Here is a 24,993-nt window from a genome sequence, read left to right on the forward strand (position 1 = left end):
CTCAAGTGAGAGCGATAGACCTTTGAAAACTGAATAAAGTAGAATGACTATATGCGAGAAGTTAACTTCTTGTATACCAACTGTCAATTCAATAATGAAAGACAAAACAACAGCCAGTTCATTTGATGAACTAAATTTAAATGAGAGTTTGATCCTGGCTCAGGACGAACGCTGGCGGCGTGCCTAATACATGCAAGTCGAGCGATGATTGAAGATAGCTTGCTATTTTCATGAAGAGCGGCGAACGGGTGAGTAACGCGTGGGAAATCTGCCGAGTAGCGGGGGACAACGTTTGGAAACGAACGCTAATACCGCATAACAATGAGAATCGCATGATTCTTATTTGAAAGAAGCAATTGCTTCACTACTTGATGATCCCGCGTTGTATTAGCTAGTTGGTAGTGTAAAGGACTACCAAGGCGATGATACATAGCCGACCTGAGAGGGTGATCGGCCACACTGGGACTGAGACACGGCCCAGACTCCTACGGGAGGCAGCAGTAGGGAATCTTCGGCAATGGGGGCAACCCTGACCGAGCAACGCCGCGTGAGTGAAGAAGGTTTTCGGATCGTAAAACTCTGTTGTTAGAGAAGAACGTTAAGTAGAGTGGAAAATTACTTAAGTGACGGTATCTAACCAGAAAGGGACGGCTAACTACGTGCCAGCAGCCGCGGTAATACGTAGGTCCCAAGCGTTGTCCGGATTTATTGGGCGTAAAGCGAGCGCAGGTGGTTTCTTAAGTCTGATGTAAAAGGCAGTGGCTCAACCATTGTGTGCATTGGAAACTGGGAGACTTGAGTGCAGGAGAGGAGAGTGGAATTCCATGTGTAGCGGTGAAATGCGTAGATATATGGAGGAACACCGGAGGCGAAAGCGGCTCTCTGGCCTGTAACTGACACTGAGGCTCGAAAGCGTGGGGAGCAAACAGGATTAGATACCCTGGTAGTCCACGCCGTAAACGATGAGTGCTAGCTGTAGGGAGCTATAAGTTCTCTGTAGCGCAGCTAACGCATTAAGCACTCCGCCTGGGGAGTACGACCGCAAGGTTGAAACTCAAAGGAATTGACGGGGGCCCGCACAAGCGGTGGAGCATGTGGTTTAATTCGAAGCAACGCGAAGAACCTTACCAGGTCTTGACATACTCGTGCTATCCTTAGAGATAAGGAGTTCCTTCGGGACACGGGATACAGGTGGTGCATGGTTGTCGTCAGCTCGTGTCGTGAGATGTTGGGTTAAGTCCCGCAACGAGCGCAACCCTTATTACTAGTTGCCATCATTAAGTTGGGCACTCTAGTGAGACTGCCGGTGATAAACCGGAGGAAGGTGGGGATGACGTCAAATCATCATGCCCCTTATGACCTGGGCTACACACGTGCTACAATGGATGGTACAACGAGTCGCCAACCCGCGAGGGTGCGCTAATCTCTTAAAACCATTCTCAGTTCGGATTGCAGGCTGCAACTCGCCTGCATGAAGTCGGAATCGCTAGTAATCGCGGATCAGCACGCCGCGGTGAATACGTTCCCGGGCCTTGTACACACCGCCCGTCACACCACGGAAGTTGGGAGTACCCAAAGTAGGTTGCCTAACCGCAAGGAGGGCGCTTCCTAAGGTAAGACCGATGACTGGGGTGAAGTCGTAACAAGGTAGCCGTATCGGAAGGTGCGGCTGGATCACCTCCTTTCTAAGGAATATAAAAAAGATGTCTTCTACTTTATTCAGTTTTGAGGGGTCTATAAAGACCAAACAAGCAGTCTTTTGATGCAAGATAGAGAAGATTGCGTTGAGAGAAGGGGCCTTAGCTCAGCTGGGAGAGCGCCTGCTTTGCACGCAGGAGGTCAGCGGTTCGATCCCGCTAGGCTCCATAAGATACGAAAGTGTCTTGTCAACGAAGACGTTAAAATAGGAATTGATCATTGAAAACTAAATAACAATATCTTATAACGATAAATAAACCGAGAAATGTTTTAAACATTTCTGTAAAGCTGCGAATTATTTTAAATAGTTCGAAAAAACTTATACTTGTTTTAATGGCAAAGTTAATAAGGGCGCACGGTGGATGCCTTGGCATTAAGAGCCGATGAAGGACGTGACTAACGACGATATTCTAGGGGGAGCAGTAAGTACGCATTGATCCCTAGGTCTCCGAATGGGGAAACCCACTATGTTATGCATAGTATCCGTAAGTGAATACATAGCTTACGCGAAGGTAACGCAGAGAACTGAAACATCTAAGTACCTGCAGGAAGAGAAAGTAAAAACGATTTCCTAAGTAGCGGCGAGCGAACGGGAAACAGGCCAAACCAAGAAGCTTGCTTCTTGGGGTTGTAGGACTGCAACGTGGACTTAAAGTCTATAGAAGAATTACCTGGGAAGGTAAGCCAAAGAGAGTAATAGCCTCGTATTTGAAATAGACTTTATACCTAGCAGTATCCTGAGTAGGGCTGGACACGCGAAATCCAGTTTGAATCCGGGAGGACCATCTCCCAAGCCTAAATACTCCTTAATGACCGATAGTGAACCAGTACCGTGAGGGAAAGGTAAAAGAACCCCGGGAGGGGAGTGAAATAGCACCTGAAACCGTGTGCCTACAAGAAGTTCGAGCCCGTCAATGGGTCAGAGCGTGCCTTTTGTAGAATGAACCGGCGAGTTACGTTATGATGCGAGGTTAAGCTGAAGAGGCGGAGCCGTAGCGAAAGCGAGTCTGAATAGGGCGCTTTAGTATCATGATGTAGACCCGAAACCTAGTGACCTATCCATGAGCAGGTTGAAGGTGCGGTAAGACGCACTGGAGGACCGAACCAGGACACGTTGAAAAGTGTTTGGATGACTTGTGGATAGCGGAGAAATTCCAAACGAACTGGGAGATAGCTGGTTCTCTCCGAAATAGCTTTAGGGCTAGCGTCGCAATTTAAGTGTATTGGAGGTAGAGCACTGTTTGGATGAGGGGCCCATCTCGGGTTACCAATTTCAGATAAACTCCGAATGCTAATACACATGTGCGGCAGTCAGACTGCGAGTGCTAAGATCCGTAGTCGAAAGGGAAACAGCCCAGACCACCAGCTAAGGTCCCAAAATATATGTTAAGTGGAAAAGGATGTGGGGTTGCACAGACAACTAGGATGTTAGCTCAGAAGCAGCTATCATTCAAAGAGTGCGTAATAGCTCACTAGTCGAGTGACCCTGCGCCGAAAATGTACCGGGGCTAAACATATTACCGAAGCTGTGGATTTAATATTAATTAAATGGTAGGAGAGCGTTGTAATCAGCGATGAAGGTATACCGTGAGGGGTGCTGGAGCGATTACAAGTGAGAATGCCGGTATGAGTAGCGCAAGATAAGTGAGAATCTTATCCACCGTAAGACTAAGGTTTCCAGGGGAAGGCTCGTCCGCCCTGGGTTAGTCGGGACCTAAGGCGAGGCCGAAAGGCGTAGTCGATGGACAACAGGTTGATATTCCTGTACTAGTATTGTTAGTGATGGAGGGACGCAGTAGGCTAAAGGGAGCCAGTTAATGGATTCTGGTCTAAGCAGTGAGGTGTGGAATGTGTCAAATGCATTTTCCTTTAACATTGAGCTGTGATGGGGAAGCAACTACGGTTGCGAAGCCCTTGATGTCACACTGCCAAGAAAATCTTCTAGCGTTTAATTCAATACTACCCGTACCGCAAACCGACACAGGTAGTCGAGGCGAGTAGCCTCAGGTGATCGAGAGAACTCTCGTTAAGGAACTCGGCAAAATGACCCCGTAACTTCGGGAGAAGGGGTGCTGTAGAAATACAGCCGCAGTGAAAAGATCCAAGCAACTGTTTATCAAAAACACAGCTCTCTGCTAAACCGCAAGGTGATGTATAGGGGGTGACGCCTGCCCGGTGCTGGAAGGTTAAGAGGAGGGGTTAGCTTAGGCGAAGCTCTGAATTGAAGCCCCAGTAAACGGCGGCCGTAACTATAACGGTCCTAAGGTAGCGAAATTCCTTGTCGGGTAAGTTCCGACCCGCACGAAAGGCGTAATGATTTGGATACTGTCTCAACGAGAGACTCGGTGAAATTTTAGTACCTGTGAAGATGCAGGTTACCCGCGACAGGACGGAAAGACCCCATGGAGCTTTACTGCAGATTGATATTGAGTACCTGTGAAGCATGTACAGGATAGGTAGGAGACTTTGACCTTGGGACGCTAGTTTCAAGTGAGTCGCTGTTGGGATACTACCCTTGCTTCATGGTTGCTCTAACCCACACGCATAATCGGCGTGGGAGACAGTGTCTGTCGGGCAGTTTGACTGGGGCGGTCGCCTCCTAAAGAGTAACGGAGGCGCCCAAAGGTTCCCTCAACATGGTTGGAAATCATGTGTAGAGTGTAAAGGTATAAGGGAGCTTGACTGCGAGAGCTACAACTCGAGCAGGTAGGAAACTAGGGCTTAGTGATCCGGTGGTACCGCATGGAAGGGCCATCGCTCAACGGATAAAAGCTACCCTGGGGATAACAGGCTTATCTCCCCCAAGAGTTCACATCGACGGGGAGGTTTGGCACCTCGATGTCGGCTCGTCGCATCCTGGGGCTGTAGTCGGTCCCAAGGGTTGGGCTGTTCGCCCATTAAAGCGGCACGCGAGCTGGGTTCAGAACGTCGTGAGACAGTTCGGTCCCTATCCGTCGCGGGCGTAGGAAATTTGAGAGGATCTGCCCTTAGTACGAGAGGACCGGGGTGGACTTACCGCTGGTGTACCAGTTGTTCCGCCAGGAGCACCGCTGGGTAGCTATGTAGGGAAGGGATAAGCGCTGAAAGCATCTAAGTGCGAAGCCCACCTCAAGATGAGATTTCCCATTCTTTATGAATTAAGAGCCCTGAGAGATGATCAGGTTGATAGGCTGGAAGTGGAAGTCCTGCGAGGGATGGAGCGGACCAGTACTAATAGCTCGAGGACTTTACCAAGTAATAGAACATATGAGTTTAGCTTTACTTATTTATCAAGAAATTGTTATTTAGTTTTGAGTGTTCAATACATTCAGACCATGATTTGGTATTCATTGCATAGGAGATACACCTGTTCCCATGTCGAACACAGAAGTTAAGTCCTATTACGCCGGAAGTAGTTGGGGGTTGCCCCCTGTGAGATATGGTAAATGCCAAGTGATTGGGAGTTTAGCTCAGCTGGGAGAGCATCTGCCTTACAAGCAGAGGGTCAGCGGTTCGATCCCGTTAACTCCCATAGGTTCCGTAGTGTAGCGGTTATCACGTCGCCCTGTCACGGCGAAGATCGCGGGTTCGATTCCCGTCGGAACCGTTTCAAGTAGACTTACTTGAAAGGTAATAAAAGAAATAGACTCGTTAGCTCAGTTGGTAGAGCATTTGACTTTTAATCAAAGGGTCGCTGGTTCGAGCCCAGCACGGGTCATACTTTAACATTAGGTTGAGGTATAAAGCGTAAAAGAACTTGTCAAGCGGATGTGGTGAAATTGGCAGACACGCTAGATTTAGGTTCTAGTGCTTTAGGGCGTGGGGGTTCAAGTCCCTTCATCCGCATTTCTTTTATAGCCGACTTAGCTCAGTTGGTAGAGCATCTGATTTGTAATCAGAGGGTCGCGTGTTCGAATCATGTAGTCGGCATTCCTTTAACTGTTGGACCTAGTGAAGCCAGATAGAGGGTTTGAGAGAGCTTGTCTTTCTTTAAGCGTTGCGAACGTAGTTCAGGGGTAGAACACAACCTTGCCATGGTTGGGGTCGCGAGTTCGAATCTCGTCGTTCGCTTTGTTAGTTCTCCCTTAGTGGGGGATTTTCCATATTTTGCCGGGGTGGCGGAACTGGCAGACGCACAGGACTTAAAATCCTGCGAAGGGTAACCTTCGTACCGGTTCGAAACCGGTCCTCGGCATCACTTATACCAAGAGTTTACTAACTCTTGGTTTTTTTATAGATTATATTAACAACTGGTACATTAAGCGAGTTGTTTTTTTGTTGAAATATGAGGTTATGAGTTGATTTGTTAAATATCAGAGAATTGTTATTTATTACTCTAAGATGAAAAGATACGTGCTAATATTCTAGTTTTTTTGATAAAATGTCAATTTGTATTCTGGAACTTAAAAAATGTCCATAATTTCGATTATGTTTTAGAAATTTAAAGAATAAAAATAATTTGATAATTGTATTTATTTCTAGCTATGGTATTCTACTATATAGGAGTAGAACACATTACAAAAGGAGGAAACAAATAAGTTACGATAAGTTGGATGTTATTCTAGAGGGGAGAGAAATGTAGAAGGATGGAGCATAATTTAGATATGGAGCAGCTGGAAGAAATATTTCATTCTGTTCAACATATTGTATGGAAGAATAGTCGTTTGATTCCGATAAATTTTTGGACGATAGATGACTATCAGCAGGAAGGGCGTTTGGTATTATATGATTTACTTGAGGATGGTGTGACACAAAGAAAACTTTTTTGCCATTTTAAAGTACGTTATAAGCAGAGACTTATTGATATTAAAAGAAGGGAGCGGGCTTTTAAAAGGGGTTTTGACTGTGGGACTGGGCTAGATATTTACGAATATTCAGATGCTTTAAAAGGAAAAGTAGCCAGTCCAGAACATACTCTGATTTCTGGCAGTTTGCTTGAAGAAGTTTTAGAAAACTTAAATTTACGCTACCGTGCTCTTCTTAAAAGTTACCTTGCTGGTGATGAACTGCATCGAATGGAAAAACATCGTTTGAAAGAAAAAATAATAAAAATATTATATGATGAACAGTGACTTTATTAACAATGCTTGAAGAGAAAGTTTTGTTCAAATTGTGATATAATTACTTTATTACTAAATAAAAATTTATAGGAGATTTCCAGAAAATGGCAAAATTGACTGTTAAAGATGTAGATCTTAAAGGTAAAAAAGTTCTTATTCGTGTGGACTTCAATGTCCCACTTAAAGATGGTGTAATTACTAATGATAACCGTATTACTGCAGCTCTTCCAACAATCAAGTATGTACTTGAACAAGGCGGACGTGCAATTCTCTTCTCTCACCTTGGTCGTGTTAAAGAAGAAGCAGATAAAGCTGGTAAATCTCTTGCTCCAGTAGCAGCAGCTTTGGGCGAAAAATTGGGCAAAGAAGTTGTTTTCCCAGGAACTACTCGTGGTGCTGAGTTGGAAGCTGCTATTGCTGAATTAAAAGATGGCGATATCTTGCTTGTTGAAAACACTCGTTTTGAAGATGTTGATGGTAAAAAAGAATCTAAAAATGATCCTGAACTTGGTAAATACTGGGCTTCACTTGGAGACGGTATCTTCGTAAATGATGCATTTGGTACTGCTGACCGTGCCCACGCTTCAAACGTAGGTATTTCTGCTAACGTGGATAAAGCAGTAGCTGGTTTCTTGCTTGAAAACGAAATTGCTTACATCCAAGAAGCTGTTGAAAACCCAGTTCGCCCATTCGTAGCGATCCTTGGTGGTTCAAAAGTTTCAGATAAAATCGGTGTTATTGAAAACTTGCTTGGTAAAGCAGACAAAGTTATCATCGGTGGTGGTATGGCGTACACATTCTTCAAAGCACAAGGCATCGAAATCGGAGACTCTTTGGTTGAAGAAGATAAACTTGACTTGGCGAAAGAATTGCTTGAAAAAGCAGACGGGAAACTTATCTTGCCAGTAGACTCAAAAGAAGCTAATGCTTTTGCTGGTTACACTGAAGTAAAAGACACTGAAGGTGAAGCAGTTGATGCTGGTTTCCTTGGTCTTGATGCAGGTCCTAAATCAGTTGAACGTTTTGCTAAAGAACTTGAAGGTGCTAAAACAGTTGTTTGGAACGGTCCTATGGGTGTCTTTGAAAACCCTGACTTCCAAGCAGGTACTATCGGTGTTATGGATGCCATCATTGCTCAACCAGGTGTAAAATCAATCATTGGTGGTGGAGACTCAGCAGCTGCAGCAATCAACCTTGGCCGTGCAGATAAATTCTCATGGATCTCTACTGGTGGTGGTGCTTCTATGGAACTTCTCGAAGGTAAAGTTCTTCCAGGACTTGATGCTCTTACAGAAAAATAATGCAATAAAAAACAGACCATGGTCTGTTTTTTTGATACAATAATACTATGAAGAAAATCACAGTAAAAAAGCAGGCTGCACAAAAGCTCCGCCGCGCTTTTCCCTTAATTGTTGCCGAAGATTTAAAGTCTACTCCTCAGGAAGACGGGTTTATTGACTTTGTTGATGAACAAGAAAACTTTCTGGGAAGAGGCTATTTATCAAAACAAAATAAAGGCGCTGGTTGGCTTTTAAGTCCGATCTCAGAGGATATAAATCAAAGCTTCTATGCAGCGAAATTTGAAGAAGCTAAGCGCGCACGTCTTTCTTTTTTCCAAGATGAGCTTACTACAGCTTTCCGGCTTTTTAATGGTGAAGGAGACGGATTAGGTGGGGTAACTGTAGATTATTATGCTGATTATGCTGTTTTTAGCTGGTACAACCCTTTTATCTATACGCAAAGTACAGACATTATAGCTGCTTTTCGCTCTGTTTATCCTGAAATCAAAGGAATTTATGAAAAAATTCGGTTTGATGGTCCAAATTTTGAAACACGACATGTATGGGGGGAAGTTGCCCCAGAACCCTTGGCCGTTAAGGAAAATGGTGTGACCTATGCAACATATATGAATGAAGGGTTAATGACAGGGATTTTCTTAGATCAAAAAGAAGTCAGAGGTACTTTAGCAAGTGGTTTAGTGGCAGGTAAGACCCTTCTTAATATGTTTAGTTATACGGGCGCTTTTTCGGTCGCAGCAGCGTTTGGTGGAGCAAGCCAAACAACCTCAGTTGATTTAGCTAAACGTTCTTTGGATAAAACGCGAGAACAATTTACAATGAATGGCATCGATCCTGAGAGTCAACGCATCTACGTTATGGATGTTTTTGGTTATTTTAATTACGCCAAGAAAAAAGAATTAAGTTATGATGTAGTAGTTTTAGATCCACCAAGCTTTGCTCGTAACAAGAAGAAGACTTTTTCGGTGGCGAAGAATTATGGGGAACTCGTTCAAGAATCAATCGATATTTTAAATAAAGAAGGACTTTTGATTGCCTCTACAAACGCTGCTAATGTTAGCCGTGAGAAATTCCGTAAAATGGTAGAACAGGCTCTTAAAAATAAAAATGTTAAATTTGATATTTTTCAGGAAGAGCACTTGCCTGCCGACTTCAAGGTGGCTTCTTCTTTCCCGGAAGGTGATTATTTGAAAGTCATGTTTATTCAAATCAAAAAATAAGAAAAAACTGTTGGAAAGTTGCTTCAGCAGTTTTTTAATAAGCCATAAATTACTGAAATGTAAGAGAGGATGTACAATTCTCCTTTATAATAAAAGGGTATCAGTTTTTCTAAAAAAAGCCGTCTCAGTAGAAGCAGTTCTCTTGTTTCTTCATCTTCTTCACCTAGGCTGGTTTCTTCTAGAAAATCTGTTTCACAAATAAAGGAGAACAGAGTATGAAAAAAATATTTTCTAGCTATGATTTAAAAATCATAGGTATAGTATTTATGGTTATCGATCATATTAACATTTATCTTGGAAGCTACTTTGGCTTACCTACCTGGGTAGGATTTTTAGGGCGATTTGTCGCACCTCTATTTGTATTTATGATGGTCGAAGGCTTTCATTATACAAGAAGTCGAAAAAAATATTTTTTAAGGCTTTTAGGTGGTGGTCTACTGATGTATGCCATCAACATTAGCTTCAACTTGCTGACACGGAGCAGTTTTGAGGATCCTTATGGGCAATTTGATATATTTTTACTTCTTGCAGGTCAAAATATTTTCATGACGCTGGCACTCCTATTTGCTTTGATCTGGGCAATTGATATTATTCGTAAAAATCAAGGGACGAAGCTTAAGTGTTTTTCATATAGCTTAGTCATTCTATTGCTTTTGCCCCTTATCCTGTTGAGTGAGGGTGGCCCGTACGAGCTTGTATTGGTTCTCATTTTCTATTTTTTCCGAGGAAGATGGGCAAAAATTTCAGCAGGAATTATTACTTTTAGTCTTCTGTTGCTTGTATGGAGTTTGGTGGGCTATTTTACAGGGAGTGCAGCAGGCACGCTTTACCAGGTACTCAGTTTTTCAAATGAATTTATGATTATTACTGTTTTACCTTTCATTTTCCTCTACAATGGTCAACGTGGCGGTAATGGCGCACAGTGGCAAAGAGATCTTTTCTATTATTTTTATCCCGCACATTTGCTTATTCTGTACATCTTACGCTATGTCTTGGTAGGTGTAGTATAACAAAAACACACGGTCATTTATTAACCGTGTGTTTTTATATTGGTAAAAAGCTATATAATAAAGCGAAGAAAACAAAACCAATGAGGCTCATAACCCATATTTTATTGTGTGATAAGAGGGCCACGTATTCACGTATGAGGGCTGTGGGTAAGAAATAAAGTGCTGTTGGTGCACCAACCCCTTCAGCCTTAAGATGCACTCTACGGGCATATAAACGTGCACGGAGTACATGATAATTATTGGTTGAAAAGATAATACTTGGCGCTGGGTGGCTAATCTCAAATCGTGTGAGCCAATCTTCTTCAATAAGCTGTTTTGAAAAAAGCATATTTTCATAAGTTGTAGTTGATTGATCTTCTAAAATAATCATATTTTCAGGAATATGCTGAGAGAGGAGGTATTTACGCATGGCATAAGCTTCAGAAACAGGCTCATCAGCCCCTTGCCCACCACTCACGACAAATTTCGCATTCGGATTTTTGTAGAAATATTCAATCCCTTTGTCCAAGCGGCTTTTTAGAAGCGGTGGAACGTCTTCACTAGAAATACCAGATCCAAGTACAATAATATAGTCAATATGCTTTTTAAGCGGTAGCATCTGGTACATCCAAGAATAAAAGAGGTAAGCAATAAAGATGAAGGATAGTATTAAATCAAGTAAGAGGATAAATAACAAAATTATATCCAGAAAAAGTGGTAGTTTGAATACACCTGTGATTAAAAATAGAAAAAGAGGGAAACTGATGATTAAGTTTAAGCCCATGGCAGCGGAGAGCTTTGCAGTTAAGCTTTTCCCTTCTTTTGTATGCATTGTTTGTGAATTGAAAATGAGATAGATGCATACAGCTAAAAAAATCAGCGGGATAAGTAAATAGAAAATGGCTAAGGCAAGCAGTGAGCCATGGGAGGAAGTTTTATCAAGGAAAACGAGTCCAAGAATTAAAAGGGTGAAAAATGAGAGAATCAAGCCGGCAGCAAGAAGTAGCCCTCCAAAGATACTGCGGTCTTTAAATTTAATTAGCAAATAGCCTATCCCAGAAATAGCAAGAAAAAAGAGTAGATAAAGCATAGAATCCTCCAATAGTTAAAATTAGTATATCATGTTCGCACCTCGGTAAACTAGTATTTTGTATTACTGAAGCGGTATTTGTTTGAAATAAGAAATATAAAAAAACACCGGCATGAAACCGGTGTTTTTACGATGCGGAAGGCGGGACTTGAACCCGCACAGCCAAGATAGGCCACAGGATCCTTAATCCTGCGCGTCTGCCAATTCCGCCACTTCCGCGAATTGGTACTTTAATATAATACCATTTCACGAAGAAGAATGCAAGGATGAACTTATTTTTTAGATGTTTTTATAAAGATTGTTCAGTATTTCATATAAGAAGCCATTTCTGCAGCATGGGTACCTGCTACACGCCCTGTTACAAAAGCACATGTAATGTTATAGCCACCAGTATAACCGTTGATATCAAGTAATTCTCCTGTCATATAGAGACCGGGTGTTAATTTACTTTCCATTGTCTTTGGATTAACTTCTTTAAGGTGTACACCGCCACCAGTGACAAAAGATTTCTCAATCGGAAAAGTTTTATCGATTTGGATTGGAAATGCTTTAAGGATATGGGAGAGTCTCTCTAATTGTTTTTCAGTGAGTTGCTTTGCAGGCATATCTGCGTCGATTTGAACTTTATCGAGTAAGAAAAGTAAGTAGCGTTCCTGAGTCAGTGCTGCAAAAGCATTTTTCACAGCCTTTCCATTGTCACGCGCAGTATTTTTCAAGTCGTTTAAGAGTTGTGCTACAGATATGTCAGGGAAGCTGTCCAGCTGTACAGTCACGCTTTCTGCGCCTTTAGCCAGCTCTTGGTTGATAAAGCTAGAACAGCGAAGTGCTGCTGGTCCGCTAATACCAAAGTGTGTAAAGAGCATATCCATTTGGTGGTCAATGATGACTTTCCCTTTAGCATTAAGTACACTCAATCGAATATCTCGAAGGGAGATACCTTGTAAACTTTTCTCACTGATAAATGTTTCAGAAGAAACTAATGGAGATTCTGTCGGATAAAGGGTTGTGATTGTATGTCCAGCACTTCGTGTTAATTTATAACCATCGCCGGTGGAGCCTGTTGATGGATAGGCGCGACCGCCAGTAGATAAGACAACACAAGAGGCCGCGAAGCTGTCTGTTTCTGTTTCGAGTCCGGTAATAGTGCCATGCTCTATGTTGAGCTCAGTTACGGCAGAGTTTGGAAAATAGTCCACTTGAAGTTCCTCTATTTTACTGAAAAGTCCCTCAACAATTGTGCGAGATTTATCTGTTACAGGGAACATACGGCCATGATCTTCTTCCTTGAGCGGAATACCATTTTTCTCAAAGAAATCAATAATATCCAAGTTTGAAAATTGAGCAAAAGCACTATGTAAAAAGCGCCCGTTTCCAGGAACATGAGTAATAATCTCATCCACAGAATGACTGTTAGTAACGTTACATCGTCCACCTCCAGTCATCAATAGTTTTTTTCCAACCTTTTTGTTCTTATCAATTAAAGCTGTGTGGGCACCATTTTCAGCAGCAGCTATGGCAGCCATCATACCTGAAGGTCCAGCACCAACAACGATTACATCATATTTTTTCATAACTTCATTATAGCATAGTTTCTGGTGCTGATTTCTGGAGCTCGCTTACGAAATATATAAAAAGAACTCTTAGGTAAGAGTTCTTAAGCTCAGTCTTTAAACCAAACTATGTTTCATCAGAAAATCGTGGGCTACAGCAGCGGGATCTTTTTGTTCAACATTGACAGCGTAATTCATGTCAATCATTTCCTTATTGGTAATTTTTCCTGAGAGTTCGTTTAAAATTTTTTCTAATTGGGGATATTTTTTTAGGAGACTGTTGTTCATCAAAGGAGCGGCTTGATAGGGTGGGAAAAGATTTTTATCATCATTCAGTACAGTGAGTTCATATTGCTTGATTTGACTGTCTGTGGAGTAGACTTGTGCCAAATCAATGTTATTACTGTTTAAAGCATTGTAGATCAGGCTTGTTTGCATTGTCTTCACATCAAAACTTAACCCATATAAACTTTGAATTCCGATATAGCCATCCTGACGGTGTGCAAATTCTAAGTCGAATCCAGCTTTAACGGAAGGCAAGCTTTGCAGATCAGAAATATTTTTAAGGTGATGTTTCTGGGCATAGCTATTTTTAACAGCTAATGCATAAGTATCCTGGAACTCCATAGGTGCAAGATAAGTAAAGTTGTCAAGCTTAGCAATGCCTGCGCGCGCCTCTTCATAAACTTTTTTGGGGTCGGTGGAAGTCGTATTTTTTTTCAAAAATGTCGTTAAGACTGTTCCAGAAAATTCAGGATAAATATCGATTTTATTTGATTTTAAAGCATTGTAAAGGAAGGTTGTGTCTCCAAAGTTGGACTTGAGTGTGACTTCGATATCACTGTTCTTCTCAATAACTTCCTTGTACATATTTATCAAAAGTGTCGGCTCAGCTCCGAGTTTTCCAGCAATAGTAATCTGTGGATGAGTATTAGAATGAGGCTGATAATATGAACCCAACAAGAGTAAAAGCCCAGCAAAGAAGCTAATCAGAATGGTCCGAATTTTTGCTTTTTCCAAGAAGCGGAGTAAGGTTGAGAAAATAACGGCCAGTAAAGCAGAGGAAAGCGCTCCAATCAGGATAAGGTTAACATCATTGGAGTTAATGCCTAAGAGGATGAAATTTCCGAGTCCGCCTGCTCCAATAAGTGCAGCTAAAGTTGCGGTCCCAATAATCATGACTGCACTTGTACGAATACCTGCCATAATAAAGGGTAGAGCAAGTATCAGCTCAAACTTCATCAAGCGCTCCCGCCGATTCATTCCAAAAGCCGTTGCAGCTTCAATTAAGGATGGATCAATTTGTTGAAGTCCTGTGTAGGTATTTTGGATAATGGGAAAAAGGGCATAGACAACTAATGCAACAATGGCTGGCAAAGAGCCAATACCAATGAAAGGAATCAATAATCCAAGAAGGGCCAAACTTGGAATAGTTTGGAAAATTCCTGTAATTTGTAGTGCAGGTTCAGCAGTTTTGGGATAACGTCTTAAAAGTAAAGCAAGAGGAAGCGCGATTAAAATAGCGATAAACAGAGAAACCAAAGAAATTTGGATATGCTCTAAAAGAGCAGTCCAAAACTGGTGCTCTTGCTGTTGGAAGGTAGCAATCAAATTATTCATGAGTATCGTCCTCCAGACTATTTAAGATTTCCCCCAAAGGCGTTTCTTCCGAAAAATCATGAGTTGCAAGGACTTGTTCAAGATTTTTTAATTTATATTGAGATAGATCTTGATGATAATCAGTGAAGAAGTCCGCTACAAAAGTATTTGCTGGAGCATTTAAAATTTCTTGGGGTCGTCCCACTTGTTGAAGTTCACCATCTTTGAGAATAGCGATACGGTCAGCCATCGCCATTCCTTCAGACATATCGTGGGTAACAAAAACCGTTGTGATTTTTAAGGTTTTTTGTAAATCTTTGACCAGTTCCTGTAGCTGTTTACGGGAGATAGGATCTAAAGCGGAGAAAGGTTCGTCCATTAAAATAATCTTTGGTTTACAGGCGATAGCACGTAAAATACCAATCCGCTGTGCTTCACCCCCAGAAAGTTCGTGAGGATAGCGGTTAAGATACTTTTCGGCATCTAGACCAACTAAAGGAAGGAGTTCGAGTACACGCTCACGTATTTCTCTTTTGCTCCAACCTTTCATGGTTGGGATGATACTAATATTTTCTAAAACGGTCATGTTAGGAAAGAGCGCAATTTGTTGGAGAACATATCCTATTTGAAGACGCAAGTCCCTTAAGTTAATTGTTTGAATATCTTGATCATCAATGAGAACCTGTCCTTGATTGGGTTCGATGAGCCGGTTAATCATCTTGAGTAATGTTGTTTTTCCACCACCCGAAGAGCCTGCGAGGACAAAAAACTCATGACTTTTTATGGATAAGTTGATATCTGAAAGTACGGCTTTGTCTCCGTATTTTTTAGTAACATTTTTAAATGTAATAGTCATAGTGTCATTTTAACATTTTATCTTTCAGTTCTTTCAGGAAATGGATTGCTATTTTTCTGGATGGAAGGGTATAGAAAAAGCCCTCAAAGAGGACTTTTTTATTTAAAGCCATTTTCTAAAGTTTCAATAACCGTCAAAATTTGCTCATCCAAAACAAGTTTTTCAGCTCCATTCACGATTGACTCATAAGCCGCATCATAGACACGACCATAATCGCCTGAAACTGTAGGAATTGACTTTTCAATACGATCTCCATTTTGATTGTAGTATGTCAATTGAGCAAAATCTTGCGGTGTATCGGCCCCAAAACCTTCATTTCCTGGGAAGATTCCTACCTTCAAATCATTTTCCTGTTGATCAACGTTTTCTTTAATTAAAGTTCCTCTAGAACCATAAAGCACCCATTTGGGACGTTTGAGCGCAGCCAGTTCAGTGGCTTGGACGGTTGCTCGGAAATCAGTGTAAAGCAAGTTTACAGAGAAGTAATCGTCCACAGCATTTGAATCGCGTGTTGAACGGATATCGTACTGTACATCTTTTGGATGTCCAAAGAGTGAAACCATTTGGTCAACCATGTGTACACCATGGCCATACCAGGCGCCGTCAAAGTTTTTTCCAGCAGTTGCATCTGTTGGACGATAGTGATCCATAGTGACAGTAATGTCAAGCAAATCTCCTAAGTAACCCGCATCCAAAACTTTTTTAATCGTCAAAAAATCACTGTCAAAACGACGGTTTTGGAAAGGCATAAAGAAGAGATTATTTTCTTGAGCGATACCAACTAATTCTTTGGCTTGTTCTAACGTTTCCACTAACGGTTTATCACAGATAACATTTTTTCCACCCAGTAAAAGCTTTTTACTCGTTTCGTAATGTGCAGCACCTGGAGTGACGACAACGACTAAATCAATTGAATCATCTTGAATAATATCATTGATGTCTGTTGAAAAAACGGTTCCTTCAGCCTCAAGAATAGCTTGCTCAGGACGTTTACCTAGGCTACGATTGACAATGCGCGCAATGTTGAAGTGCTCACGAATTTTAACATACGGAATATGATAGCGATTGGTGGACTTCCCAAAACCAACATAAGCAATGTTTAACTTTTTCATGCTTTCTTCTCTTTTTTCTTTTTAGCTAAGTGTTGTTTTTTTAATTCTTCAATTTTTGACAACTTGTCTGTCTTTTTATTTGAATTTTTCTCGTGGAATTTTTGGACAGAGGCTTGTCCTTTATAGTCTAATTGATACTTTCCCATAGTTCTCTTTCTCTCTATTTTACAAGGCGACGTTCGAAAGCATCCGAGGAGATACCCTCACTCAATATTTTCTTCGCCCATTCTTTTGCTGAAAACAATGAGTGATCACGATAATTACCACATTCTTTTTCGGCAACACCTGGGACATTATCCCAAGTGAAACTGTCTCCTGCGAGCTCTTCCAAAGATGAAGTGATTACTTTAGCAATCTCTTCAGCAGTTGGCTCGCCCCACATAATCATATGGAAACCAGTGCGACATCCAAAGGGAGAAAAGTCAATCATACCATCAATACGGTCACGTATCAGACTTGCCATTGAGTGTTCGATAGTGTGTAGTCCGCTTGTAGGAATTTCACCGTGATTAGGTTGCACAAAACGGACGTCAAAGTTGGTAATAATGTCACCCTTAGGGCCTGTTTCTGTCCCAATTAGACGCACATAGGGTGCTAAAACTTTTGTGTGATCGAGCTGGAATGATTCTACTTCAGCCATTTTTCTTACCTCCAGTATTCTTTAGTATTCTTCTATTTTACCATTTTTTGAACCAAAATTTTTTTGTCTGACCTCGTAAAGTGATAGAATGAAGCTAGAAAGTAAAGAAAAGGAGAAATTATGTCACTTACAGAAACTTACACTCTCGCAAATGGTATGACAATTCCAAAAGTTGGTTTTGGAACATGGCAATCTAAAGATGGCGAAGAAGCGTATCAAGCTGTTAAAACAGCCTTAGAAGTTGGATACCGTCATATTGATACAGCAGCTGTTTATGGAAATGAAGAGTCCGTTGGTCGAGCGATTAAAGATAGTGGGATTGCACGCGAAGACTTGTTTATTACGACAAAACTTTGGGCTGTTGGCACAACAGAAGATGCGCGAGCGGCTCTTGATGAAAGTTTGGAAAAATTAGGCTTAGACTATGTAGACCTTTATCTTATTCACTGGCCAAACCCAAAAGCATTTCGCCCGAACTTTGCAGAGCGCAATGCTGCAGTCTGGAAAGCAATGGAAGAAGGCGTACGTGATAAGAAAGTCCGTGCTATTGGAGTGTCTAACTTCCATCCACGACATTTAGAACCTTTACTAGAAGTAGCCGAAATTAAACCAGTTGTCAACCAAATTATGGTTAATCCCTCGGATCAGCAAGAAGAGGTTGTTGCCTTCAATAAAGCACATGATATCTTGACAGAGGCTTATAGTCCACTTGGTACTGGAAAAATATTTGCGGTTACTGAGTTGACTGATATTGCAGATAAATATGGTAAAACAGTTGCCCAAGTCGTTTTACGTTGGAGTTTACACAAAGGCTATCTTCCTTTACCTAAGTCTGTGACGGCCAGCCGTATTAAAGAAAATGCGGATATCTTTGATTTTGATTTGACCGAAGAAGATATTACTTTTATCGACAGCCTTCATGGTAAAGCGGGTCTAGCACGCAACCCAGACGAAGTTGATCACTAAAATAAGTTGAAAGACATTCAAATTGTAAGATTTGAATGTCTTTTTTTATAATTGACAGAATATAGACAGGAAGAATAATAAAGCGTTAAAAAAGTGTTTTATTTCACAAAAATGATTGCTAAAAAAGAATGAAAGTGCTATCATTTAATTGATAAAGAATTCACAAAGGAGAAACAAAATGAAAATTGGTGTAATTAAAGACCCAAAACAAGGTGAAGCGCGTGTAGGGATGACTCCAGAAAACGTAAAAATTCTCGTTGAAGCAGGTAATGAAGTATTTGTCGATAGCAATGCTGGTGCAGGTTGTGGTTTTACAAATGACCTTTACGAAGCAGCAGGAGGACAAATCGTTGATACAGAAACTGCTTGGGAAGCAGAGCTTATTGTTAAAGTCAAAGAGCCAATGGAATCTGAATATAAATATTTCAAACCAGGACAAATAATTTGGGGATTCTTACACTTGGCAGCGAACAAAGCTTGTGTTGAAAAAATGATGGAAGTCGGCGTAACAGCTATTTCTGGTGAAAATATCTCAATCAATGGTGTGCTTGAGTTGCTTAAGCCAATGTCAGCTATTGCGGGACGTCGTGCAGTTAATATTGGGCAATATTATCTTGAAAAACAACATGAAGGGGAAGGAATTCTTCTTCCTGGTATTGAAGGTATCGAGGCTGGTACAGTTGTTATCTTCGGTGGTGGTAATGCTGCAGAAAATGCTGCCGATATGGCTGTTGCTTTGGGATGTAAGGTTATTATCATTGAACTTGGTGATGCGCGTATCGCCCAACTTAAAGAACGCTATGCAGGCAAAACAGTTGAAATCGTTAAATCAACAACTGAAGCTCTGGAAGAAAATATTAAACTTGCAGATGTCTTTATTTCAACAATCTTGATTCCAGGTGCTAAACCACCAAAATTAGTTAAAGAATATATGGTTGAATCTATGAAACCAGGATCTGTTATCGTGGATATTGCTATTGACCAAGGTGGTACAGTTGAAACAATTGATCATGCAACAAACCATGCAGATCCAGTCTTTATCAAACACGGTATTATTCATTATGCTGTGCCAAATATGCCAGGAGCAACACCTCGTACAGCGACGATAGCTTTGGCTCAAGGCAATATCTCTTTCCTTAAGGATATTTCAGTCAAAGGCTTAGATGAGGCGCTGAAATCAAAAGAACTTTTATCCGGTTTGAGTGTTTACAAAGGAAAAGTCGTTTCCAAAGCACTTGCGGATTCAATCGATGTTACTTATACGGAACTCTAAAAATAAATCTAAGGAAAAAGAATTATGCCAAATTTAGCAAATCTGCCAATTACAATTAAAGATATTAAAAAAGCTCAAAATACTGTCAAACAATATGCACGTGAAACACCTTTGATTCAGTCAATGTTCTTGACTGCTAGAACAGGTGGTGAAGTTTACTTGAAACTTGAAAATATGCAATTAACAGGTTCATTCAAGTTTCGTGGTGCTTTCAATAAGATTGCTCAATTGTCCCAAGAAGAAAAAGACCGTGGAGTTATTGCTTGTTCAGCAGGAAATCACGCTCAAGGTGTGGCTTTAACATCAAAACTTTTGGGGATCAAAAGTATTATTGTTATGCCAAAAGGTGCACCGCAAGCCAAAGTTGATGCCACACGTGGTTATGGCGCAGAAGTAATGCTTGAAGGTAAACAGTTTGACGACTCCAAAGCCTTTTGTGAAGCTTACGCTAAAGAAAATAACATTACCTATATTCCACCATATGACGATGCAGAGGTAATGGCTGGACAAGGGACAATTGGTCTTGAAATCTTAGATCATCTTTGGGATGTTGACACAGTATTGGTACCAGTAGGCGGTGGTGGTTTGATTTCGGGTGTTGCTGTTGCCCTGAAATCCTTCAATCCTAATATCCAAGTTATTGGTGTTCAAGCTGAAAACTGTCATGGTATGACTGCATCCTTTAGAGAGCGTAAAAAAGTACACCATGACGAAGCTCCAACGATTGCAGATGGGTGTCATGTGGCTTACCCTGGGGAACTAACGTTTGAAGTAGTCAATCAAATCGTTGATAATATGGTTCTTGTGACAGAAGAAGAAATCGAATTGGCAATTAAAGATTTAATTCAACGTACAAAAATCGTGGTGGAAGGTGCCGGAGCTCTTGCTACAGCTGCTATTCTCTCAGGTAAAGTTGATGATTATGTGAAAGGGAAAAAAGTTGTTTCTATTGTTTCAGGCGGGAATGTTGACTTGGCCCGTATCGAAGATGTCGTAGATCACTTCCTGATTGCCAATGACAATGATCAATAATTTTTAAAGCAAAAGACTCTTAATTTCAGAGTCTTTTTTTGTATAGTTCAGTCTTTTTTTAATCGTGAGATAATTTACTCTGATATCACGAAATTCACAAAGACATGTAATTTAAATTAAAATTTAATCAAAGTGCAAAAAATCCTTGCATGAGTAAAAAAAAAGTGTTAAACTTACTGTAAACGGTTACAAAACGTGTAACTAAAAATTGAAAGAAGGTTATAGAATGACTTCAAAAGTTTTAACACAGTTCCTCGAAAATGGGCTTGGAGACCTTAAACAAAAAGGTTTGCTCAACACCATTGATGTCTTAGATAGCGCCAATGGTCCTGAGATTACAATTGCGGGCAACAAGATGATTAACCTTGCTTCAAATAACTATTTGGGATTTGCAACACGCCCTGAATTAATTCAAGCGACAAAAGATGCAACAGATAAATATGGAGCAGGAGCAGGTGCTGTACGTACAATCAACGGTACTTTAGACATCCATATTGAATTGGAGAAAACAATTGCTGAATTTAAAGGTACAGAGGCTGCTATTGCGTTTCAATCTGGTTTCAATTGTAACATGGGAGCGATTAGCGCTGTCATGAAAAAAGGTGATGCAATTCTTTCTGATGAATTGAATCACGCCTCAATTATTGACGGGTGTCGTCTCTCAGGTGCTAAAATTATTCGCGTGAAACACCAAGATATGGCTGATCTTGAAGCAAAAGCAAAAGAAGCTACCGCGTCTGGTGAATATAATAAAGTAATGTACATCACAGACGGTGTCTTCTCAATGGATGGTGACGTTGCAAAACTGCCAGAAATTGTCGAAATTGCCGAAAAATATGATTTGATTACATATGTTGATGATGCGCATGGTTCTGGTGTTATGGGCGGCGGAGCCGGCACAGTAAAACACTTTGGTTTACAAGACAAAATTGACTTCCAAATCGGTACACTTTCAAAAGCGATTGGTGTAGTGGGCGGATATGTAGCAGGTTCAAAACTTTTGGTTGATTGGCTCAAATCACAAGGTCGTCCTTTCCTCTTTTCAACTTCATTGACACCAGGTGCAGCAGCAGCAGCAAAAGAAGCCTTTGTCTTAATGCATGATCATCCAGAGTATGTTGAAACACTTTGGGATAACGCAAAATACTTCAAAGAAGAATTGCAAAAAGCCGGCTTTGATACAGGTGTATCTGAAACACCAATCACACCAGTAATTCTCGGAGATGAAGCAAAAACACAAGAGTTTTCTAAGAAATTGATTGAAAATGGTGTCTATGTTAAACCTATCGTATTCCCAACTGTACCACTTGGAACAGGACGTGTACGTGCAATGCCTACAGCGGCACATACAAAAGAAATGTTGGATGAAGCCGTTGCTGTTTTTGCCAAAGTGGGTAAAGAAATCGGATTGATTTAATCTCTTAAGATAAGAAAAACTTTCTATTACAAATAAGCATATAATAAATATATTGGAGAAAATATAATGAAAAAAGTACTCATCACAGGCGCACTCGGACAAATTGGATCAGAATTAACTGAACGTCTTCGTAAAGATCTTGGTGTTGATAATGTTATTGCAACAGATGTACGTGAAGTTGAAGGTAATCCAGTTGTCACTGATGGTCATTTTGAAATTTTGGATGTAATGGACCGTGACAAAATGATGGCAATTGCTAAAGATAATGGTGTTGACACTATTATTCACTTAGCTTCACTTCTTTCAGCTGTTGCTGAAGCAAAACCTCAATTTGCTTGGAACTTGAACATGGGCGGCTTGGTTAATGCTTTGGAAACAGCGCGTGAACTTAACCTCCAATACTTCTCACCATCATCTATTGCTGCCTTTGGACCAAGTACTCCAATGGACAACACGCCTCAAGTTACAATTCAACGTCCAAATACAATGTATGGTGTGACTAAAGTTTCTATGGAATTGCTTTGTGATTACTACTACACTAAATTTGGTGTTGATACACGTGGTGTACGCTTCCCAGGCTTGATTTCATATAAAACATTGCCTGGTGGAGGAACAACAGACTATGCTGTTGACATCTACTATGAAGCAATTAAAAATGGTCATTACTCAAGCTTCATCGCTGAAGGAACAAAGATGGATATGATGTATATGCCGGATGCTATCGATGCGATTGTTGACTTGATGAATGCACCTGCAGACAAATTAGTAAACCGCAACGCTTTCAATATCACAGCGATGAGCTTTGAGCCTGAAGAAATTGCTGCATCAATCAAAAAATTCATGCCAGACTTCACAATGGATTATGATGTAGATCCAGTCCGCCAAGGTATTGCTGATAGCTGGCCAAACTCTATCGATGCAACTTGTGCCAAAGAAGAATGGGGCTTCAATCCTAAATATGATTTGGATGCAATGACTAAAGAAATGCTTGAAAAACTTACTGAAAAATTAAAAGGCTAAAAACTAAGTTCATTCCATCACAAAATTAAAAATTATGTTAAAATAAGAGAGTAATCGGTTACAAGGTTACTCTCTAATGCTGATGTTAGGAATCAGCATTGTTATTATTAATCTTATCAAAAATTTATCTTTGAAAGAGGAGCTCTTATGGAACAAAAAAATGAAATGAAGCGAACGCTTGGTTTCTTCCCTGCCCTTACAACAGTAATGGGTACGGTTATCGGTGCAGGTGTATTCTTCAAGGCTGGCCGCGTGGCGGAACTTACTGGCCAACCAGGATTGCACATATTGGTTTGGGTACTTGGTGGTATCATTTCAATTTGTGGTGGTTTGACTGCCGCTGAACTTGCCGCCGCTATCCCTGAAACAGGTGGGATGATTCGTTACATTCAACGTGGTTTTGGTAAACGTTGGTCATTTCTCTTAGGTTGGGCACAATCTATTATCTACTTCCCTGCAAATATTGCAGCGCTATCTGTTGTATTTGGTACACAATTTTTAAATTTGTTTGGCATGAATGTGAGTGCCGCCAATACAGCTATAGTTGGTGTAATTGCGGCTGTTACAGTTACCTTGATTAACTTCATCAGTTCTAAAGCTGCAGGCGGCTTGCAGTCTGTTACGACGGTTATCAAGCTGATTCCTATTGCCTTGATTGTTGTTGTTGGCTTACTCCGTCCTGGTGGTGTTGAGTTCCAATTGCTCCCTATCACAGCAGGAGAAAATCTGTCCCTAGCATCTGCTATTGGTTCAGGTCTCTTAGCAACTATGTTTGCCTATGATGGATGGATCTATGCTGGTAATATTGCTGGCGAAATGAAAAACCCAGCAAAACATTTGCCACGTGCGATTATTCTCGGTATTGTTGCCATCATGTTTGTATATGTCTTTATCAATGCGGCTTATATCCGTACTTTAGGTATTCCAACTTTGATGGAAAATGATCCAAATCTTCCTGCTATTGTTGCCAATAAAATATTTGGTGGTATGGGTGGTAAACTTGTCACAATTGGTATCTTGATTTCTGTATATGGTACGATTAATGGTTACTCTATGACAGGTATGCGTGCTTCATACGCTTTAGCAACAGAAAAATCTTTCCCCTTCTGGAAAACATTCAAGAAACTCTCAGCGAGTGGTGTTCCCGTAAACTCAGGTATCCTTCAAGTTGCTATCGCAGCGATTATGTTGGTAGTAACAATGCTTTCAAGCGATGCTTTTGATTTCTTAACAAATATGTTGGTTTTCGTTATTTGGATTTTCTACACTATGGTCTTCATTACGGTCTTTATCTTACGTAAACGTGAACCAGAATTAGTACGTCCATATAAAGTACCACTTTATCCAGTTGTTCCAATTATCGCAATTGTTGGTGGTGTCTTCATCTTAGTAATGACTTTGATCAGTTCAGATTATATGAGTAACCAAATCCCAGCCTTGGTTGGTGTTGTCTTTACTTTAATCGGTCTTCCTGTTTACAATCATTTAGATAAGAAATACCATCGCTAAGATATAAAAACTCCGTTGGTGGAGTTTTTTATTTTGGTGTCTAGTATACTAGTTGGCTTTTACCTTGTCTTTGCTTTTTAAAGTAAATTTGCTATAATTTGCTTATGAAAAAATTACTGGTACTGATTGACTTTCAAAATGATTTTATAGATGGTTCTTTGGGCACAAAAGAAGCGCAAGACATTGTTCCAAAGGTTATTGAGAAGCTGGCAACCTATGCCAGAAATGAACGTTTAGCCACACAAGATACACACTTTGAGGATTATTTGACATCTCAAGAAGGTCAAAACTTGCCAGTGATTCACTGTCAAAATGGGACTCAGGGTTGGGAGATACGTAAAGAAGCACAAGTTGGCTTTCAACGCGTTTTCGAAAAGAATATCTTTGGTTCAGTAGAGCTTGCAGAATACATACGTGACGAGAACGTTGAACAAGTAGAACTTATTGGTATATGTACAGATATATGCGTAGTTTCAAACGCTTTATTGATCAAGTCATTTGCTCCAGAAGCAAAAATTACTGTTGATGCCTCATGCTGTGCGGGTGTGACTCCAGAAACTGACCGTGCAGCCTTGGAAACAATGAAATCTTGCCAAATTAATGTAATTAACGATTAAAAAGAGTGAAAAAAAGCTCTTTTTTTATTTTTCTACGAAACACTATATATAGTATGCTTTCTTTTATT

General features: G+C 40.6%; 18 protein-coding genes, 9 tRNA genes and 3 rRNA genes. 22 read left to right on the forward strand and 8 right to left on the reverse strand.

Annotated features, from left to right (window positions below):
• Window positions 1-136 precede the first annotated feature (136 nt).
• The 15 genes from VNN39_RS04200 (at window position 137) to VNN39_RS04270 (ending at window position 10,265) form a co-directional block, all read left to right on the forward strand.
• Window positions 137-1,685 (forward strand): 16S ribosomal RNA (locus tag VNN39_RS04200).
• 108 nt (window positions 1,686-1,793) lie between these two features.
• Window positions 1,794-1,866 (forward strand) — tRNA-Ala (locus VNN39_RS04205).
• Between the two features lie 167 nt (window positions 1,867-2,033).
• Window positions 2,034-4,932: ribosomal RNA gene (locus VNN39_RS04210) — 23S ribosomal RNA — on the forward strand.
• A gap of 84 nt (window positions 4,933-5,016) precedes the next feature.
• Window positions 5,017-5,132, forward strand: a 5S ribosomal RNA gene (gene rrf / locus VNN39_RS04215).
• The 16S, 23S and 5S rRNA genes sit together here with 8 tRNA genes alongside, the layout of an rRNA operon.
• Before the next feature lie 4 nt (window positions 5,133-5,136).
• Window positions 5,137-5,209, forward strand: a tRNA-Val gene (locus VNN39_RS04220).
• A 2-nt stretch (window positions 5,210-5,211) separates the two neighbouring features.
• Window positions 5,212-5,284, forward strand: a tRNA-Asp gene (locus VNN39_RS04225).
• Between the two features lie 38 nt (window positions 5,285-5,322).
• Window positions 5,323-5,395 (forward strand) — tRNA-Lys (locus VNN39_RS04230).
• Between the two features lie 46 nt (window positions 5,396-5,441).
• Window positions 5,442-5,523, forward strand: a tRNA-Leu gene (locus tag VNN39_RS04235).
• An 11-nt stretch (window positions 5,524-5,534) separates the two neighbouring features.
• Window positions 5,535-5,607: transfer RNA gene (locus tag VNN39_RS04240), tRNA-Thr, on the forward strand.
• 69 nt (window positions 5,608-5,676) lie between these two features.
• Window positions 5,677-5,748: transfer RNA gene (locus VNN39_RS04245), tRNA-Gly, on the forward strand.
• Between the two features lie 38 nt (window positions 5,749-5,786).
• Window positions 5,787-5,872: transfer RNA gene (locus tag VNN39_RS04250), tRNA-Leu, on the forward strand.
• Window positions 5,873-6,263: 391 nt separating this feature from the next.
• Window positions 6,264-6,749, forward strand: a complete 486-nt coding sequence (locus VNN39_RS04255; protein ID WP_017369695.1) for a hypothetical protein — start codon at window positions 6,264-6,266, stop codon at window positions 6,747-6,749.
• A gap of 92 nt (window positions 6,750-6,841) precedes the next feature.
• A complete protein-coding gene (locus tag VNN39_RS04260) occupies window positions 6,842-8,038 on the forward strand; it encodes a phosphoglycerate kinase (RefSeq protein ID WP_338997945.1) in 1,197 nt (398 codons plus the stop codon).
• 47 nt (window positions 8,039-8,085) lie between these two features.
• On the forward strand, window positions 8,086-9,255 hold the full coding sequence (locus tag VNN39_RS04265; RefSeq protein WP_338997947.1) for a class I SAM-dependent rRNA methyltransferase: 1,170 nt from the start codon (window positions 8,086-8,088) through the stop codon (window positions 9,253-9,255).
• 215 nt (window positions 9,256-9,470) lie between these two features.
• A complete protein-coding gene (locus VNN39_RS04270; protein ID WP_165712538.1) occupies window positions 9,471-10,265 on the forward strand; it encodes a TraX family protein in 795 nt (264 codons plus the stop codon).
• A gap of 34 nt (window positions 10,266-10,299) precedes the next feature.
• On the opposite strand, the gene VNN39_RS04275 is transcribed toward VNN39_RS04270, so the two are convergent.
• From VNN39_RS04275 to VNN39_RS04310, 8 genes are all read right to left on the reverse strand, one after another.
• Entirely contained in the window at window positions 10,300-11,334 is a 1,035-nt protein-coding gene (locus tag VNN39_RS04275; RefSeq protein ID WP_338997950.1) for a YdcF family protein, read from the reverse strand.
• Between the two features lie 133 nt (window positions 11,335-11,467).
• Window positions 11,468-11,553 (reverse strand) — tRNA-Leu (locus VNN39_RS04280).
• A gap of 83 nt (window positions 11,554-11,636) precedes the next feature.
• A complete protein-coding gene (locus tag VNN39_RS04285) occupies window positions 11,637-12,905 on the reverse strand; it encodes an NAD(P)/FAD-dependent oxidoreductase (protein WP_165713565.1) in 1,269 nt (422 codons plus the stop codon).
• Between the two features lie 96 nt (window positions 12,906-13,001).
• Window positions 13,002-14,504, reverse strand: a complete 1,503-nt coding sequence (locus tag VNN39_RS04290; RefSeq protein WP_270232018.1) for an ABC transporter permease/substrate-binding protein — start codon at window positions 14,502-14,504, stop codon at window positions 13,002-13,004.
• Complete coding sequence (locus VNN39_RS04295) at window positions 14,497-15,339, reverse strand: ABC transporter ATP-binding protein (RefSeq protein ID WP_165713563.1); 843 nt, start codon at window positions 15,337-15,339, stop codon at window positions 14,497-14,499. The genes VNN39_RS04290 and VNN39_RS04295 overlap by 8 nt, the downstream gene beginning before the upstream one ends.
• 98 nt (window positions 15,340-15,437) lie before the next feature.
• On the reverse strand, window positions 15,438-16,451 hold the full coding sequence (locus VNN39_RS04300) for a Gfo/Idh/MocA family oxidoreductase (RefSeq protein ID WP_096368991.1): 1,014 nt from the start codon (window positions 16,449-16,451) through the stop codon (window positions 15,438-15,440).
• Window positions 16,448-16,597 carry a hypothetical protein gene (locus tag VNN39_RS04305; protein ID WP_017369688.1) on the reverse strand — a complete coding sequence of 50 codons (150 nt, stop codon included), beginning with the start codon at window positions 16,595-16,597 and terminating at the stop codon, window positions 16,448-16,450. Before VNN39_RS04305 ends, VNN39_RS04300 begins: the two co-directional genes overlap by 4 nt.
• Before the next feature lie 14 nt (window positions 16,598-16,611).
• Complete coding sequence (locus VNN39_RS04310) at window positions 16,612-17,091, reverse strand: S-ribosylhomocysteine lyase (RefSeq protein ID WP_003133193.1); 480 nt, start codon at window positions 17,089-17,091, stop codon at window positions 16,612-16,614.
• Window positions 17,092-17,211: 120 nt separating this feature from the next.
• On the opposite strand from VNN39_RS04310, the gene VNN39_RS04315 reads away from it, so the two are divergent.
• From VNN39_RS04315 to VNN39_RS04345, 7 genes are all read left to right on the forward strand, one after another.
• Window positions 17,212-18,057, forward strand: coding sequence for an aldo/keto reductase (locus VNN39_RS04315; protein ID WP_096368992.1), 846 nt, complete (start codon window positions 17,212-17,214; stop codon window positions 18,055-18,057).
• 178 nt (window positions 18,058-18,235) lie between these two features.
• On the forward strand, window positions 18,236-19,330 hold the full coding sequence (locus VNN39_RS04320; protein WP_213432483.1) for an alanine dehydrogenase: 1,095 nt from the start codon (window positions 18,236-18,238) through the stop codon (window positions 19,328-19,330).
• A 24-nt stretch (window positions 19,331-19,354) separates the two neighbouring features.
• Window positions 19,355-20,362 carry a bifunctional threonine ammonia-lyase/L-serine ammonia-lyase TdcB gene (gene tdcB / locus VNN39_RS04325; RefSeq protein ID WP_338997957.1) on the forward strand — a complete coding sequence of 336 codons (1,008 nt, stop codon included), beginning with the start codon at window positions 19,355-19,357 and terminating at the stop codon, window positions 20,360-20,362.
• A 226-nt stretch (window positions 20,363-20,588) separates the two neighbouring features.
• Complete coding sequence (locus VNN39_RS04330; protein WP_338997959.1) at window positions 20,589-21,779, forward strand: glycine C-acetyltransferase; 1,191 nt, start codon at window positions 20,589-20,591, stop codon at window positions 21,777-21,779.
• Window positions 21,780-21,845: 66 nt separating this feature from the next.
• A complete protein-coding gene (locus VNN39_RS04335) occupies window positions 21,846-22,799 on the forward strand; it encodes an L-threonine 3-dehydrogenase (RefSeq protein ID WP_019291514.1) in 954 nt (317 codons plus the stop codon).
• A gap of 147 nt (window positions 22,800-22,946) precedes the next feature.
• On the forward strand, window positions 22,947-24,308 hold the full coding sequence (locus VNN39_RS04340; RefSeq protein ID WP_017369683.1) for an APC family permease: 1,362 nt from the start codon (window positions 22,947-22,949) through the stop codon (window positions 24,306-24,308).
• A 104-nt stretch (window positions 24,309-24,412) separates the two neighbouring features.
• Window positions 24,413-24,925 carry an isochorismatase family cysteine hydrolase gene (locus tag VNN39_RS04345; protein ID WP_338997961.1) on the forward strand — a complete coding sequence of 171 codons (513 nt, stop codon included), beginning with the start codon at window positions 24,413-24,415 and terminating at the stop codon, window positions 24,923-24,925.
• Window positions 24,926-24,993 lie beyond the last annotated feature (68 nt).

Origin of the sequence: Lactococcus formosensis (genome assembly GCF_037892375.1) — a bacterium.
Classification (GTDB): Bacteria; Bacillota; Bacilli; order Lactobacillales; family Streptococcaceae; genus Lactococcus; species Lactococcus formosensis.

What these genes read in the sequence shown, in the direction of transcription:
- VNN39_RS04320 (WP_213432483.1), top strand. Translation starts at nt 18,236, where the DNA reads ATGAAAATTGGTGTAATTAAAGACCCAAAACAAGGTGAAGCGCGTGTA.
- VNN39_RS04340 (WP_017369683.1), top strand. Translation starts at nt 22,947, where the DNA reads ATGGAACAAAAAAATGAAATGAAGCGAACGCTTGGTTTCTTCCCTGCC.
- VNN39_RS04255 (WP_017369695.1), top strand. Translation starts at nt 6,264, where the DNA reads ATGGAGCATAATTTAGATATGGAGCAGCTGGAAGAAATATTTCATTCT.
- VNN39_RS04265 (WP_338997947.1), top strand. Translation starts at nt 8,086, where the DNA reads ATGAAGAAAATCACAGTAAAAAAGCAGGCTGCACAAAAGCTCCGCCGC.
- VNN39_RS04310 (WP_003133193.1), bottom strand. Translation starts at nt 17,091, where the DNA reads ATGGCTGAAGTAGAATCATTCCAGCTCGATCACACAAAAGTTTTAGCA.
- VNN39_RS04335 (WP_019291514.1), top strand. Translation starts at nt 21,846, where the DNA reads ATGAAAAAAGTACTCATCACAGGCGCACTCGGACAAATTGGATCAGAA.
- VNN39_RS04315 (WP_096368992.1), top strand. Translation starts at nt 17,212, where the DNA reads ATGTCACTTACAGAAACTTACACTCTCGCAAATGGTATGACAATTCCA.
- tdcB (WP_338997957.1), top strand. Translation starts at nt 19,355, where the DNA reads ATGCCAAATTTAGCAAATCTGCCAATTACAATTAAAGATATTAAAAAA.
- VNN39_RS04270 (WP_165712538.1), top strand. Translation starts at nt 9,471, where the DNA reads ATGAAAAAAATATTTTCTAGCTATGATTTAAAAATCATAGGTATAGTA.
- VNN39_RS04275 (WP_338997950.1), bottom strand. Translation starts at nt 11,334, where the DNA reads ATGCTTTATCTACTCTTTTTTCTTGCTATTTCTGGGATAGGCTATTTG.
- VNN39_RS04290 (WP_270232018.1), bottom strand. Translation starts at nt 14,504, where the DNA reads ATGAATAATTTGATTGCTACCTTCCAACAGCAAGAGCACCAGTTTTGG.
- VNN39_RS04345 (WP_338997961.1), top strand. Translation starts at nt 24,413, where the DNA reads ATGAAAAAATTACTGGTACTGATTGACTTTCAAAATGATTTTATAGAT.
- VNN39_RS04305 (WP_017369688.1), bottom strand. Translation starts at nt 16,597, where the DNA reads ATGGGAAAGTATCAATTAGACTATAAAGGACAAGCCTCTGTCCAAAAA.
- VNN39_RS04295 (WP_165713563.1), bottom strand. Translation starts at nt 15,339, where the DNA reads ATGACTATTACATTTAAAAATGTTACTAAAAAATACGGAGACAAAGCC.
- VNN39_RS04330 (WP_338997959.1), top strand. Translation starts at nt 20,589, where the DNA reads ATGACTTCAAAAGTTTTAACACAGTTCCTCGAAAATGGGCTTGGAGAC.
- VNN39_RS04285 (WP_165713565.1), bottom strand. Translation starts at nt 12,905, where the DNA reads ATGAAAAAATATGATGTAATCGTTGTTGGTGCTGGACCTTCAGGTATG.
- VNN39_RS04300 (WP_096368991.1), bottom strand. Translation starts at nt 16,451, where the DNA reads ATGAAAAAGTTAAACATTGCTTATGTTGGTTTTGGGAAGTCCACCAAT.
- VNN39_RS04260 (WP_338997945.1), top strand. Translation starts at nt 6,842, where the DNA reads ATGGCAAAATTGACTGTTAAAGATGTAGATCTTAAAGGTAAAAAAGTT.